The 14,374-nt window shown below is 68.1% G+C and carries 13 protein-coding genes; 4 read left to right on the top strand and 9 right to left on the bottom strand.

Features of this window, described 5'->3' with window-relative positions; all coding sequences use genetic code 11:
• The first annotated feature begins 66 nt into the window (after nt 1–66).
• Nucleotides 67–993, top strand: coding sequence for a DUF2189 domain-containing protein (locus CDOO_RS08255; RefSeq protein WP_018021065.1), 927 nt, complete (start codon nt 67–69; stop codon nt 991–993).
• Here CDOO_RS08255 and CDOO_RS08250 read toward each other — a convergent pair.
• From CDOO_RS08250 to CDOO_RS08240, 3 genes are all read right to left on the bottom strand, one after another.
• A complete protein-coding gene (locus tag CDOO_RS08250; RefSeq protein WP_018021066.1) occupies nt 990–1,937 on the bottom strand; it encodes a hydrogen peroxide-inducible genes activator in 948 nt (315 codons plus the stop codon). The two genes, CDOO_RS08255 and CDOO_RS08250, sit on opposite strands and share 4 nt — an antisense overlap.
• 64 nt (nt 1,938–2,001) lie before the next feature.
• Nucleotides 2,002–4,539: a DEAD/DEAH box helicase gene (locus CDOO_RS08245; RefSeq protein WP_020384541.1), complete on the bottom strand. Its 2,538-nt coding sequence runs from the start codon at nt 4,537–4,539 to the stop codon at nt 2,002–2,004.
• 28 nt (nt 4,540–4,567) lie between these two features.
• Entirely contained in the window at nt 4,568–5,521 is a 954-nt protein-coding gene (locus CDOO_RS08240) for a proteasome assembly chaperone family protein (protein WP_020384542.1), read from the bottom strand.
• A gap of 306 nt (nt 5,522–5,827) precedes the next feature.
• On the opposite strand from CDOO_RS08240, the gene CDOO_RS08235 reads away from it, so the two are divergent.
• Complete coding sequence (locus tag CDOO_RS08235; RefSeq protein ID WP_018021069.1) at nt 5,828–6,889, top strand: DUF4192 domain-containing protein; 1,062 nt, start codon at nt 5,828–5,830, stop codon at nt 6,887–6,889.
• Here CDOO_RS08235 and galE read toward each other — a convergent pair.
• The 6 genes from galE to CDOO_RS08205 form a co-directional block, all read right to left on the bottom strand.
• Nucleotides 6,886–7,875, bottom strand: coding sequence for a UDP-glucose 4-epimerase GalE (galE, locus tag CDOO_RS08230; RefSeq protein WP_018021070.1), 990 nt, complete (start codon nt 7,873–7,875; stop codon nt 6,886–6,888). The two genes, CDOO_RS08235 and galE, sit on opposite strands and share 4 nt — an antisense overlap.
• A gap of 5 nt (nt 7,876–7,880) precedes the next feature.
• The gene (locus CDOO_RS08225) at nt 7,881–8,570 is read right to left on the bottom strand and encodes an iron-dependent transcriptional repressor DtxR (RefSeq protein ID WP_018021071.1); all 690 of its coding nucleotides are present in this window, start codon (nt 8,568–8,570) and stop codon (nt 7,881–7,883) included.
• Nucleotides 8,571–8,757: 187 nt separating this feature from the next.
• On the bottom strand, nt 8,758–9,756 hold the full coding sequence (locus CDOO_RS08220) for a sigma-70 family RNA polymerase sigma factor (protein WP_018021072.1): 999 nt from the start codon (nt 9,754–9,756) through the stop codon (nt 8,758–8,760).
• A gap of 62 nt (nt 9,757–9,818) precedes the next feature.
• Nucleotides 9,819–10,274 carry a D-aminoacyl-tRNA deacylase gene (gene dtd / locus CDOO_RS08215; RefSeq protein ID WP_018021073.1) on the bottom strand — a complete coding sequence of 152 codons (456 nt, stop codon included), beginning with the start codon at nt 10,272–10,274 and terminating at the stop codon, nt 9,819–9,821.
• Nucleotides 10,275–11,801: a N5-glutamine methyltransferase family protein gene (locus CDOO_RS08210; protein ID WP_018021074.1), complete on the bottom strand. Its 1,527-nt coding sequence runs from the start codon at nt 11,799–11,801 to the stop codon at nt 10,275–10,277.
• A gap of 7 nt (nt 11,802–11,808) precedes the next feature.
• A complete protein-coding gene (locus CDOO_RS08205) occupies nt 11,809–12,264 on the bottom strand; it encodes a DUF3099 domain-containing protein (RefSeq protein WP_018021075.1) in 456 nt (151 codons plus the stop codon).
• Nucleotides 12,265–12,325: 61 nt separating this feature from the next.
• Between CDOO_RS08205 and CDOO_RS08200 the strand changes: the two genes are divergently transcribed.
• Together CDOO_RS08200 and CDOO_RS08195 are read left to right on the top strand one after the other, a co-directional pair.
• Nucleotides 12,326–12,571 (top strand): DUF3039 domain-containing protein, encoded by a 246-nt coding sequence (locus tag CDOO_RS08200; RefSeq protein ID WP_026159232.1) that lies wholly within the window; start codon nt 12,326–12,328, stop codon nt 12,569–12,571.
• A 65-nt stretch (nt 12,572–12,636) separates the two neighbouring features.
• Nucleotides 12,637–14,307, top strand: coding sequence for a DEAD/DEAH box helicase (locus CDOO_RS08195; protein WP_018021077.1), 1,671 nt, complete (start codon nt 12,637–12,639; stop codon nt 14,305–14,307).
• Nucleotides 14,308–14,374: the final 67 nt, after the last annotated feature.

Raw genomic sequence — 14,374 nt, 5'->3', positions numbered from 1 at the left:
GCGTACCCGCACCCAGAGCATTGACACCCACCTTGTCCCCGGAATGAGAGCGAGAAATCCCCCGTCATGGCAGACGAGAACAACGGCAACCCGTACGAGCAGTACCCGCAGACCCCGCACCCCGAGGATCAGCCGGGTTACGGCCAGAGCCCGTACCAGGGCTACCAGGCGCCCTACGGAGCGACCGGCGGCTACGGGGCACCGGCGGGAAACCCCGGGCAACCCGGTGTCCGCGAGACCGGCACGGGAACCGTCGATGTGATGAAGGCCGTGGCCTGGGCGTTCAGAGCCACGTTCAAGAACTGGACCGTGTGGATCCTGGGCGCACTCGCCTTCTTCGCCGCGATCGTCGTGGTGAGCATGGCCATCTCCATCGCCACGGTCGCCAGCTCGGGCCGTGAGGCGGCGGCCAACCCGCTCCTGAGCCTGCTCTCGGGCCTGCTGGGTATGGCGGTCAGCCTGGTGTTCTACAACGCCGCCATACGTCAGCTCGACCGGCAGAAGATCGCCTGGGGAGACTTCTTCCGCGGTATGAATGCTGGCCCGCTGATCGGCTTCCTGCTCCTCAACGCGGTGCTCGGGCTGCTGATCATGTCCCTGGCCGAGTTGGTGACCACGGGTTCGGTACAGACGCTCACCGGTGCGGAGCCCTCCACGAACTGGGAGGATTTGTCCCGCCTGCTGCTCGGTCAGCTCGGCGCGACGCTGATCTCTCTGCTCATCGCTCCGCTGATGGTCTTCATCCCGTACTATCTGGCTGATCGCCGGGCGGGATTTGTCGACGCGATCCGCCTGGGCATCTCCGCCGGCGCGCGCAATTACGGCAAGCTGCTGCTCGCGATGTTTCTCATGGGCCTGGTGGGAGCCCTCGCGGTGATCGTCACCCTGGGCCTGGGCGTGCTGGTGGTCCTCCCCGCGGTCATTCTCACCTACGCCCACCTCTACCGTCAGGCGCCGGGATTCGAACTCCCCGTGGAGCAGCGCGCTAGCTAGCTGGCGGTCTCGCTGGCCCGGGAGCGCTCGAACGCCTGCGTGATGAGCTCGCCCAGCTGCGTGAACTCTCCCGCGCGGGTCGAGGAGCTGCGGTACACCAGCCCCATCTCGCGCTGCGCCGTGACCGCGTCGGAGAAGCGGGAGGTGGACAGGCCGAGGCCCTCCAGCTCGGGGTTGAGTGCGGTCTCCGGCACCAGCGTGGCACCGAGCCCGCCCGCGACCAGGCGCATGATGGTGGTCAGCGAGGTGGCCCGGGTCAGGGTGCTGGAGGCCTCGCTGGGATTGATGTCCGCCAGGCGGCACAGGTCGAGGACCTGATCACGCAGGCAGTGGCCGTCGTCCAACAGCAGCAGTTCGAGTTTGTGCAGGTCGTCAAGGGTGAGATCGTCCCGGCCGGCGAGTTCGTGGTTGGCCGGGACCACGACCGCGAAGTCCTCGACGTAGAGGGGCATGTCCACCAGCCCCTGGGCGTCGGAGGGTATGGCGATGAGGGCGACGTCGATGTTGCCGTCGCGAAGCATCTGGATGAGTTCCGTCGTCTGCCCCTCGATGAAGCGCGGTTCCAGATCCGGGTACTGATTCTGGCCCGCGGCCAGCAGTTCGGTGAGGATGTACGGCGCCGCGGTGGGGATGATCCCGATGTTCAGCGGCCCGGTGAGGGTGCCTACCGTCCCGCGGGAGTGGGAGAGGAAGGCGTCGGCGGCGTCGAGGGTGGCCTTGGCGTAGGGCAGCAGCTCCTCGCCCGCGGAGGTGATGATCACCTTGCGGGTGGAGCGTTCGATGAGCTGGATGCCCAGGCCTTTCTCGAGGGCGACCAGCGCCTGGGAGAGCGAGGGCTGGGAGATACCGAGCTTGGTCGCGGCGGTGCCGAAGTGGCGCTTCTCCGCGACGGTGACGAAGGTGCGGAGTTGCGCCAGGGTGGGCCGGTACTCTTTATTGCTCATTCCTATAGGCTATCCAACGTTCTATAGGTTCACAACCATTTCAGCCAGGTTTTATACCCATAAGCTATTGACGCTCTATTCTCAGCTCGCTGAGGCGCACCTCGCCCGCCGCATCCGACGCGTCCAGATCCACCGTGCCGACGAAGGCGTAGGAGTTGTCCCCCTCCGGATCCTTGAGGATCTGCCGCACCTCCCACCGGCGCCCGTTCTCCGTGAGCCGGAAGAACTCCGCCCCCCGGGCCGCCTGGCCGGCGTCGAGGTCGGCGTACTCGTCGAAGTAGTCGTCCATCGCTGCGGGGAAGTCCGGGGCCTCCTCGAGGTGGCTGACCATCGCTGCCAGCTGATCCTCCTTCTCCAGCGCGAAGAGGTCGACGAGGCGGAAGAAGAAGTTGCGCACCATCACGGTGAAGGCCCGGCGGTTGGCCGTCAGCGCCGAGGGGTCCTCCACCCCGAAGGCGAGCTCGCGCTCGAGAGCCTCCTCGGAGATCGGGGTGTCCTCGCTGCCCATGCGGGTCCATTCGTCGATGAGCGAGGAGTCGACCTGCTTGATCAGCTCGCCCAGCCACTCGATGACGTCCCCGAGCTGCTCGGTCATGTACTCGTCCGGCACGGACTGACGCAGCGTGCGCCACGCGTCGGTGAGATAACGCAGCACCACCCCCTCGGAGCGCGAGAGCGAGTAGAGGGCGACGAGGTCGGAGAAGGTCATCGCCTTCTCGATCATCTCGCGCACCACCGACTTCGGCGACAGCTCAAACTCCTTCACCCACGGCTGGGTCTGCGCGAAGGTCTCGTAGGCCTGATCGAGCAGCTCCTCCAGCGGCTTCGGGTGGGTGACGTCCTCAACCAGGGCCATGCGCTCGGTGTAGTCCACGCCGTCGGCCTTCAGTGCCGCGATCTCCTCGCCCCGGGCCTCGTGCTGCTGGGCGCGCAGGATCGGACGCGGATCGTCGAGGATGGCCTCGAACACGCTGATGACATCGAGGGTGAACGTGTCCGACTCCGGGTCGAGCAGGCTGAGCGCGGCGAGCGCGAAGGGCGCCAACGGCTGGTTGAGCGCAAAGTCGCGGGGGAGTTCCCGGGTGAGGTGGTAGGTGCGGCCGTAGCGGTCGGGAGCTTCTCGACGTTTCACCAGCCCCGCGTCGACCAGGCCACGCAGCAGTGCCAGCAGGGTGAGGATGTCCTGGTTCTGTTTCGCCCGGGGATCGTGGTTGGTGCGGATGAGGTGGCGCAGGTGGTCGTAGGCGTCGCCGTGGCGTTCCAGCACGTTGATGAGCATGGAGTTGGACACCTTGAACTGGCTGTTCATCTGCTCGGGCTCGGCCTCGGTGAGGCGGAGGAAGGTGTTCTCCGACCAGGAGACCTCCCCGTCGCGGGCGGATTTCTTGCGGATCTTCTTGAGTTTCTTCGGGTTGTCCCCGGCCTTGCGGCGCAGGCGCACGTTCTCGATCTCGTGCTCCGGTGCCTCGACGATGACGGTGCCCTCGGTGTCGTAACCCGCGCGGCCCGCGCGCCCGGCGATCTGGTGGAACTCCCTCGACTTGAGCACGCGCTGCCGGGTGCCGTCGTACTTGGCCAGACCGGTAAACAGCACGGTGCGGATGGGAACATTGATGCCCACGCCCAGAGTGTCGGTGCCGCAGATGACCTTGAGCAGGCCGGTCTGGGAGAGTTTCTCCACCAGCCGGCGGTACTTGGGCAGCATGCCGGCGTGGTGGACACCGATGCCGCGGCGCACCAGCTTGGACAGTTGCCGGCCGTAGACGGAGGTGAAACGGAAGTCGCCGATCTCTTCGGCGATGCGCTCCTTCTCCTCCCGGGTGATCAGTTCCAGGCTGGTCAGCGCCTGGGCCCGCTCGGTGGCCTCGCGCTGGGAGAAGTGCACGACGTAGATCGGCGCCTTGCCGTCCTGGATGAGCTCCTCGATGGTCTCGTGGACCGGGGTGAACACGTAGTGGAAGTCCAGCGGCACGGGACGGGTGGTGCCCGCGACCAGCGAGGTGTCCCTGCCGGTGCGCTCGGTGAGGTCTGCCTGCAGCGCGCTGGTGTCACCCAGGGTGGCGGACATGAGCACGAACTGGGTCTTGGGAAGCTCCAGCAGCGGCACCTGCCACGCCCACCCGCGCTCGGGATCGGAGTAGTAGTGGAACTCGTCCATGACCACCTGGTCGATCTCTGCCTCGGCGCCGTCGCGCAGCGCGATGTTGGCGACAATCTCCGCCGTCGCGGCGATGATGGGGGCCTTGGCGTTGACGGTGACATCTCCCGTCATCATGCCCACGTTCTCCGGCCCGAAGATCTCGCAGAGGGCGAAGAACTTCTCGCTCACCAGGGCCTTGATCGGCGCGGTATAGAAGGAGCGCTGGCCGCGGGCCATGGCGATGAAGTGGGAGGCGTTGGCCACCATGGACTTGCCGGAGCCCGTCGGGGTGGCCAGGATGACGTTGTCGCCGGCGAGCACCGCCAGCGAGGCCTCCTCCTGGGCGGGGTAGAGGGTGATGCCCCGGTCACGGGTCCAGGTGAGGAACGAATCGTAGACGGCGTCGTCGAGAAGCGACTCCGGGACGTCGGCGAGGTCGGGCAGCAGGTCGGCGAGGTTCACCTGACCCACCGTAGCCGAGGGGCCGGGCCTAACTTTCGGTGTCGTCCGATTGCGTCGGGTCCTCGTGGTCGATGGAGGCGAGGAAACGTTCGAACTCCTCGCCGATCTCCTCACCCGTGGGCAGCGGCGCCTCGCCCGGCAACAGCGCGTCCGGGTGCTTGCTGCGGTATCGCTCCAGCTCCTCGTCGTACTGCTGCTCCAGGGCGGAGACCACCTGGATGATCTCCATGTTGTCCGCCAGGTAGTCCTCCAGCTGCGACTCGGTGCGTTCCATGTCCTTCTCCAGGCTTTGCAGCGGGAAACTCAGACCCGTCGACTCGGCCACCGCGCGGAGCAGGTGGTGCGTCGCCTGCGGGTAGGGGCCCTGGGCGATGTAGTGGGGCACGTGCGCGGTGTAGCCGGCGACCTTGCGGCCACGCTTGTGCAGCTCGCGCTCGAGGAACAGGGAGGCGGACCCCGGCATGGTCACCTTCGTGTCCAGGGTGAACAGGTCGCGGAGAAGATCCTTGTCGTTGCCGTGGGCCGAAACCACCAGCGGGCGGGTGTGGGGGACGGTCATCGGGGCGCCGTAGAGGCAGATCGTCGACTCCACGTTGTACTTGTCCGCCAGATCCGCCACCGCGCCGGTGAAGGCCTCCCAGCGCATGTCCGGCTCCGGGCCGGAGAGCAGGAGGAACGGGGTTTCGTCGTTGTCCCGCAGCACGCGGATGTCCAGCGTGAGGTCCTCGATCTCCGCGACGGAGTTGTCCTCCAGGGTCACGGCGGGGCGCCGGGAGCGGTAGTCGATGAGCTCGTCGTTGTGGAAGGACACGACCGGGCGGGAATCCAGGGCGGCCTTGAGGTGGTTGGCCGAGTTGTCCACGGCCATGCCGGCGTCCGCGAACCCCTGGAGGGCGACGATGAGCACCGGGCCGCGCGAGGCGTCGGAGTCGACCTTGGGGGCGGGGTACTCCAGCTCATACATCCGTGAATTGTCCTGCATTGTGGATCCTCCTTGGCTCGTAGATCCTGGTGGGGACTGACGAACTCGCTTCTCGCTCATCCTGTGGTTCAATCCACCGTCATACGTACCCTGTTCAACGTGTGTGCCACCGGAAAGATTCCCGAAACAACGAGGGAACGGAAACTTATCGACGGCCACCGTAGAGCCGTCAGATTAGCAAACGGCGCCCGCCTGCGGGGTGACCTCTGTGGACAAGTGCGTGTCGGATCACCCAAAACGCGTGTTATCCACAGGAGCTCCTGCACCGGGATGACGGTGTCCTCCCGGCCGGTCACAGTGGGGCCCATGACAGAACGCACGGCTTGCCAGAGCTCGAATCCCCAGTCGCTGACCGACCCCGGTCAACTCATCGCCAACCTTCCCGCCATCCTCGGTTTCTTTCCCCGTGAGTCGATCGTGCTGGCCACGTTCGAGTCCGTGGCCGGATCGACGTATTCCCTCGGCCCGATTCTGCGCCTGGACATCGGGACGACCGACGGAGTGCGGGAACTCTTCCGCGGCGGCGGGACGATCGCCGACTGCGACCTCGTGTGCGCCTTTGTCATCTCGGCGGAGGTTCTGGGCGGGTCACTCCACAGTCCCCAGCTGCTGGAGAGCCTGCGTCTCATCGAGGACGCCGTGGCCGACTCGGCGGCCACCCTCGCCGGGATCTGGGGGTGCGAGGAGGTCCTCACCGGCAGCCGCTACGTCTCACTGCGGCCGGCGGTCGGCGAGTGTGCCATTCCCGGATGGGCCGGTGGGACGGTGAGCAGTGTCGTCGGCTCCGCGGCCATGGAGCAGTGGGTGGCCGCCGGGAAGCTGCCCGAGGTGAGCCGGAAGGACGTCTTCGACAGGTTCACCCGGGGAAACCCCTTCCTCTCAGCGTCCGAACTGGCCCGGATCGGAGAGTGGGCGGGCACGGGCCGGTGGGGCGGTGGCGTCGGGCTGGTCGAGGAGCTCGGGGCCATGATCGCCGACGCGGAGGGGCTGGACGAGGAGGTGCTCCTGGCCGATGAGGAACTGCTCGCCGTGTGCGCGGCCGTCCTCGGTGAGACTCAGCTGCGTGACGCGGCGGTGGGGGATGTGCTCGGCATGCCGGCCGCGGCCGGCCCGGTCATGCTGGCGGCGGCGAAGTCGCTCCGGGGGAACGCCCGGGCCAACGCGTTGTGCCTCCATGCGCTGGCGGTGATCGCGGAGGGGTTTCCCATGGCGGCGAATCCGGCTTTGATCACCGCGTTGGCGGAGGTGCCGCGGCATTCGCTCTCGCGGCTGATTCTCCACCTGCTGCATACCGGTGATCTGGACTCCCTGCTCGAGAGCGTTTCCCGCGGCAGTGAGGTCGCGCGGCGCGGACTCGCCGAATGTTAGGTGAGGCGGCGTGCGGAGTGTGCTTTGTCGCCCAGCGCCGAGGTGAATGCCCAAGCATCGGTGACGATGGTGCGCAGGTCGGTTCGCTCGGGCGACCAGCCCAGCTCACGTTTGATCTTCTCGGACGAGGCGATCAGTACGGCCGGGTCGCCCGCCCGTCGGCCGGTCTCCACCAACGGGATGTCCCGGCCGGTGACCTCCCGGCACATGTCGATGACCTCGCGGACGGAGTACCCGTCCCCGGAGCCCAGGTTGTAGATGCGGTGGACCCCCGGTTCGTTCGACTCGAAGGCCAGCACGTGGGCGGCGGCGAGGTCACGGACGTGGATGTAGTCGCGCACCGCAGTGCCGTCGGCGGTGGGCCAGTCGGTGCCGAAGACGGAAATGTGGTCCCGGTGGCCGAGGGCGACCTGCAGCACCAGCGGAATGAGGTGGGTCTCCACTTCCCGGTTCTCCCCGACGGAGCCGTACGCCCCGGCCACGTTGAAGTAGCGCAGGCTGGTGGCGGCGATGCCGTGCGCGGCGCAGTAGGACGTGATGGCGTAGTCGATGGAGAGTTTGGTGGCGCCGTAGGGATTGGTGGGGGCCGTGGCCATGTCCTCGGTGATGGGGACCCGGTCCGGCTCGCCGTAGGTCGCGGCGGTGGAGGAGAACACCAGGTTGCCGACCCGGTGGGTGCGCATGGCCTCGAGCAGCGTCAGCGTGGTGCCGACATTGTCTCGCCAGTACTCCTCGGGCACCTCCATGGACTCGCCGACGAGGGAGCGGGCGGCGAAGTGGAAGACCGCGTCGAACCCGCCGGAGGAGAGAACGTCGTCGATGACGTTCGCGACCTCCCCCTCAACCAGTTCCGCGCCGGACGGGACCGCCGCCCGGTTGCCCGTGCTGAAGTTGTCGATGACGGTGACGTCGTGGCCGGCCTCGAGCAGCACCGTCGCGCAGACGCTGCCCACGTAGCCGGCTCCGCCGGTGACCAGAAGTTTCATGCCCGCTACTGGTCCAGCACTTCGATGCGCAGCGCGTGTGCCAGATCCCCGGCGAGTTCGACCTGCTGGCCGTCCGCGGAGGCGATGGTGACCGAGTTCGCGTTGGAGGTCACCGTGACCTCGGCGCCGGGACGGATCCCGGCTCTCTCCAGGGAGCGGAACTGGCCAGCGTCGACCTGGAGGATCTCATTGAGCTGCACGATCCGGGCGCGCACCGGGCCGGGGGAGGACAGGTCAATGGCCCGGATCCCCGTGTCGGAGACGTCGGCGGCCTCGACACCGAGCTCCTCCAGGCCCGGGATGGGGTTGCCGAAGGGCGAGCGGGAGGAGTCCTCGAGCACGGCCACAACGCGGCGTTCGACGTCCTCGCTCATGACATGCTCCCAGCGGCAGGCCTCGTCGTGGACACGGTGAATGTCCAGACCGAGCACGTCGGTGAGCAGCCGCTCCGCCAGACGGTGCTTGCGCATGACGGAGGTGGCGAGCTGTCGGCCGGGCTGGGTCAGTTCCAGGCTGCGGTCGGTGCGCACGTGCAGCAGACCGTCGCGCTCCATGCGGGCGACGGTCTGGGAGACGGTCGGCCCGGACTGCTCGAGGCGTTCCGCGATGCGCGCGCGCAGCGGAGTGATGCCCTCTTCCTCGAGCTCATAGATGGTGCGGAGGTACATTTCCGTGGTGTCGACGAGGTCTCTCATGATTAGTTAAGAAATGCCCTTTCTTCCATTGACGCGTCGGAGCGTCGGTCGTGACCGGAGACGAGTCAAAGCGTGGTGACGCTGAGCGTACCTGACGGCCCCCGCCGCGTGGACGTGAACATACGACCACCGCGCGACGAGGGCCGCTGACGGACCCGGGGGTTGTCCCGGGAAAAATTCGGTTGTTCTAGAGGGCGTACTCGCGCAGGCGGCTGGCCCGGTCGCCGGCACGCAGCTTCGCCATGACCTCACGTTCGATCTGGCGGACACGCTCGCGGGAGAGGCCGAATCGACGGCCGATCTGGTCGAGGGTGCGGGGCACGCCGTCGTCCAGGCCGTAACGCAGGCGGATGACGTCCTGCTCACGCTGCTCCAGCGACTCGATGACACCGCGGATGTCCTCGTGGCGCATGGCCGCGACGACCGCAGACTCGGCGTCGGTGGCCTCGGCGTCCTCGATGAAGTCACCCAGGGGTGCCTCCTCGTCGGCGCCGACGGGCATGTCCAGGCTCACCGGATCGCGCGACTGACGCAGGAGCATCTCGATCTTGGACTCGTCGATCCCGGACTCGTCCGCGAGCTCCTCGTTGGTGGCTTCGCGGCCCAGGGACTGGTACATCTCCCGCTTGATGCGCGAGAGTTTGTTCACCTGCTCGACCAGATGGACCGGGAGGCGGATGGTGCGCGACTGGTCGGCCATGCCGCGGGTGATGGCCTGGCGGATCCACCACGTGGCGTACGTAGAGAACTTGAAACCCTTGGAGTAGTCGAACTTCTCCATTGCGCGGATCAGGCCGAGGTTGCCCTCCTGGATGAGATCCAGCAGGGGCATCCCGCGACCGGTGTAGCGCTTGGCCAACGAGACCACGAGGCGGAGGTTGGCCTCGAGGAGGTGGGAGCGTGCCTTGCGGCCTTCGCGGGCGAGGATCTTGTAGTCGCGTTTGTTCGCGCGGGTGAGTTTGGTGTCCGGGTCATCGAGCAGGAACTGGGCGTAGAGCCCGACCTCGATGCGCTGGGCGAGATCGACCTCTTCCTCGGCATTGAGCAGCGCCGTCTTGCCGATGCCGTTGAGATACACACGGACGAGGTCCGCTGCCGGATTGTCGTTCGTCTGGTTTCGCCGGCTGCCCGGGTCGACCTCCTGCTTGTCCTGGTCACTGAGGGTTGCGGTGGCCGTTTGGCTCATGGTGCCTCCTAGAAGTCGCGATCTATCTGGTACAACGCACCGCCCCACAGATAAGTTCCCCGCTACCCCCGGAGGGTGGAGTTCCCGGTTTCTACCAGCAAAGTAAAAGGCCCATCGTTGACGGAGGAGACCGACATCATGGCCCCGAACCGCCCCTCGGCGACCTCGAGACCCCGCTCCCGCAGGCCGTCGATTACCTCCCGGATCAACGGCTCGGCCTGGTCTCCGGGCGCCGCGTCGGACCACGACGGCCGCCGTCCCTTCGCCGTGCGGCCCTGCAGGGTGAACTGGCTGACCACGAGCACCGGCGCACCCACGTCGACGGCGGACACCTCGCCGTCCAGCATCCGCAGTTCGGCGATCTTGCGCACCATGGTGGACACGTCGGCGGAGTCGTCGTCACGCGAGACCCCGATGAGGGCGAGGATTCCTCCGGTCTCCGGGGCCTCGATCGCGCCGACGATCTCGCCGTCGACGCTGACCGAGGCCGAGCTGACCCGGGTGAGCACGGCCCTCATCTAGCTCTCCTCCGTGAGATCGGCCGGCAGGAGCAGCCCGTGGCGCACGAGGTCGACCACCGCGGCCACGGCGCCCTCGATGAGCGTGTCCTCGTCGAGGCTCCGGGAGACGGCGAAGAGCCCGACCGTCTCCTCGAGGTTCAGCCCGTCGGGCCGCAGGCCCGCCACGATGGCGGCGATGGCCTCGTCGACGTCGTGGCTGAACCGGGGGCCGTCCGTGCGGGTGAGGCGCAGTGCGGCGGGGGAGAAGCCGACCCCTTCCTCCGTGTCGGGGAGGCTGACCTGCTCGCGGGCCACACCCGGGCGCATCCGGAAGCGCGCCGCCGCGACCTCGGCCGCGTCCCGGTCACGCAGCCACGCGGTGCGCAGGAAGTACTCCTCCACCTCCGGGCCGAGCGGATCGGTGAAGGGCTGGGACAGTTCCTCGGCGGTGACCTCGGTGGGGCGGTCACCGATCTCGCGCAGCGCCACGAACCCGAAGCCGATGCCCGTGACGTCGTGCTCGGCGAAGTGGTCGAGCCAGGCGCGGGTGCGCTCCTGGGCTTCGGGCGAGCGGGGGTCGAGGGACTCGTCACGCAGCCACGTACCTACGTAGAGCTCGGGGTCGGCGACGTCGCGCTGCAGCACCCAGGCCTCGATGCCGCGGTCGGGAAGCCACGACGCCACCCGCTGCTGCCAGGACTGCGCCGGGGTGTGCACCCACGCGGCGAGCAGGTGGGCCGTTCCGCCGTCGGTGAGATGCTCCGGCGCTCCCGCGACCACGAGCTCGCTGGCGCCGTCGAGATCCAGGCCGGAGTCGCGGTAGACATGCCCGACCTCGGGAAGCCCGACCACGAAGGGAGGGTTGGCGACAATCCGGTCGAAACGCTCACCCACGACGGGCTCGAACCACGACCCCTCGCGGAAGATGATCTTCCCGGCCAACCCGGCGGCGGCCGCGGTGGCCTCGGCGAAGTCTAGGGCGGGGCTGTGGACGTCCGTAGCGGTGACCGACCCGGCGCAGCCGGCCTGTGCCAGCGCCAGCACGCCGGAACCCGTGCCCAGATCGAGCACGGAACCCACCGGGGACAGGGGAGCGGATCCCAGCAGGGAGAGGCTGGCGGCGCCCACGCCCAGGACATGGTCGGGCCCCGGGATCACCTCGGTCATGGAGGCGTCGAAGTCGGAGAAGACCAGGCGGTGTTCACCGGCGATGACGTGGGGGCGGACGTCGATAAGCATCCGGGACCCCGAGGTGGTGGCCCCCGCGGCACCGGCGTCCCGGAGCAGGCCGAGCACCCGCGGGCCGAGGACGTCCGCGAGAAGGTCGTCCGGCAGCGTGTCGCGGAGCAGGAACCACCGGATCACCGTGCTCAGGGGAGAGGAATCGCTCACCCGGCGGCGCACGGCGCCGGGCTCTCCCCGGTGCAGGGCGTCGGTGGCGGCGGGTCCGAGGTGCAGGGCGATGCCGTCGGCGGTGAAACCGAGCTCGCGTAGTCGGGGGGCGAGCTCGACGGCCGCGACGGTGAGGGGGGAGCGGTGGGTCATGGCGGGGTCAGGTCTCCGGGTGGTCGGGTTCGGTGTGGTCGATGATCATGGGCAGGGTGTCGAGGCGGTGCTCGGGCGGGGCCACCTGCCGGGCCTCGTGCTCCGTCTGCAACTGCCGGGCGAGGCCGGGTTTGTACGTGTTGCGCTCGCGCTTGTCCTTGCGCTCGTGAGGTTCGTTGGCGATGACCACCGCGATCGCGGGCGCCGGGACGGCCAGGACGATGAGCACGATGGTCAACGGGACGTTGTCCCACACGAAGTAGGCCAGGGCCGCGAGAATGGTCGTGACCACCCGGCTGAACTGGAGCGCCAGATACCACCGGCGACGCCGCCGACGATTCTGGAACGACGAGGTCCGGGCCGTGGTGATGAGCTCGGAAGGGCCCCGACGCAGGGCGAAACGCCGGGCGTTCCCGTCCGCGGTCCGGTCGACCTCCGGGTGAATCACGTTCGGCTCCTCCATGGTTTCCCCAGCCTAGACCCACCGGCTGCCGGTATTGCGGACGTGGGGCATGATGGGTGCCGTGAGTACTACGACGAAAACGATTGAGCGCCCGGACATCCGGGAGGACACCAGCACGGGGACCGGCGACGACACCCCCAAGTTCTTCCACTACGTCAAGAAGGACAAGATCGTCGACTCGGCCGTCAACGGACGCATGGTCGTCGCCCTGTGCGGAGAGACCTTCCCCGTGACCAAGTCCGCCAAGCCCGGATCCCCGGTCTGCCCCGACTGCGAGCGAGTCTTCAAGGGCCTGCGCAAGAAGTGACTTCACCCGCAACCCCCGCACTTCCCCAGCTCCGCGCCTGGCAGCAGCAGGCCCTGGCCAGGTTCATGGCCGAGCGCCCCACCGACTTCACCGCCGTGGCCACCCCCGGCGCGGGCAAGACCACCTTCGCCCTGACCATGTCCGCCATGCTGCTGGCCGACCGCAGCGTCGACCGCATCATCGTCGTCGTCCCCACCGAGCACCTCAAGGTGCAGTGGGCCTCGGCCGCGGCGCGGGTGGGGCTCTCGCTCGACCACGAGTTCACCAACTCCTCGGCCGTGAACCCCGCCTACGACGGCATCGTGGTCACCTACGCCCAGGTGGGCATGCACCCGTTCAAGCACCACGCGGTGGCGTCGTCGAAGCGCACCATGGTCATCCTCGACGAGATCCACCACGCCGGCGACGCCAAGAGCTGGGGTGACGGCGTGCGCGAGGCGTACAACGACGTCGTGCACCGCCTCGCGCTCACCGGTACGCCGTTCCGCTCCGACGACTCCGCCATCCCCTTCGTCCGCTACGACGAGGACGGCGAGGGTCACCTCGTGTCGCGCTCGGACTACACCTACGGTTACTCCGAGGCGCTTCGCGACGGCGTGGTCCGACCCGTCGTCTTCCTCGCCTATTCCGGGCAGGCGCGCTGGCGCGACAGCGCCGGTGACGAGTACGAGGCCCGCCTCGGTGAGCCGCTCAACGCCGAGCAGACCGCCCGGGCGTGGAAGACCGCGCTGGATCCCAAGGGCGAGTGGATCCCCGCGGTGCTCACCGCGGCGCACACCCGCCTGATGCAGCTGCGTCGCAACATGCCCGACGCGGGCGGGCTGGTCATCGCCAGCGACACCAAGACGGCACGCGCCTACGCCAAGATCCTCGGAGAGCTCTCCTCCACCCCGGTCGCGGTGGTGCTCTCCGACGAGCCGGGTTCCTCCGAGCGCATCCAGGCGTTCTCCGACTCCACCGACGAGTGGATGGTCGCCGTGCGCATGGTCTCCGAGGGGGTCGACGTGCCACGCCTGGCCGTGGGTGTCTACGCCACCTCCGCGTCCACCGCGCTGTTCTTCGCGCAGGCCATCGGCCGTTTCGTGCGTTCGCGCATGCCCGGTGAGACCGCGAGTGTGTTCCTCCCCTCGGTGCCGGTGCTGCTGGGCCTGGCCGAGAACCTGGAGAAGCAGCGCGACCACGTGCTGGGCAAACCCGAGCGGCCCAAGGAGGGCTGGGAGGACGACGAGCTCGCGGCCGCGAACCGCGAGCAGAACGAACCCGACGAGCCGGGCAGCTACGAATCCCTCGGTGCCATCGCCGAGCTGGACTCCCTGATCTACGACGGCTCGACCTACGGCACCGGCACCCTCTCCGGCTCGGAGGAGGAGCAGGAGTACCTGGGACTGCCCGGGCTTCTCGATGCCGACCAGGTCAAGGCCCTGCTGCGCAAGCGGCAGGAGGACCAGCTCGACGCCCGAGACGAGCAGGACAAGGCCCGCAGGGAGCGCGAGGCCGAGGAGGCCCGCAGACGGGCCATCGAGGGAAAACCCGCCACGGCGGGCAAGGTGGCCAGCGAAGAGATCCCCCAGCTGCGCAAGGAGCTCAACACCATTGTCTCGGTGGTGGCGGGGCGCACCGGTCGCCCGCACGGCTCCGTGCACACCGAGGTGCGTCAGGCCTGCGGCGGCCCGCCCACCGCGCTGTGCTCCGCCGAGCAGCTGCGCGACCGGATCGCCTACCTTCGTACCTGGTGATCCCCCCACCCCCGGGGTGAGGGGTCGGGGTGAACTACACTCGGGGCGAACTTTGTCCTGGCCCCGA

Source organism: Corynebacterium doosanense CAU 212 = DSM 45436 (assembly GCF_000767055.1).
GTDB classification, from domain to species: domain Bacteria; phylum Actinomycetota; class Actinomycetes; order Mycobacteriales; family Mycobacteriaceae; genus Corynebacterium; species Corynebacterium doosanense.
The sequence above is the reverse complement of the archived record's forward strand: the minus strand, read 5'-3'. Positions and strand labels throughout refer to the sequence as shown.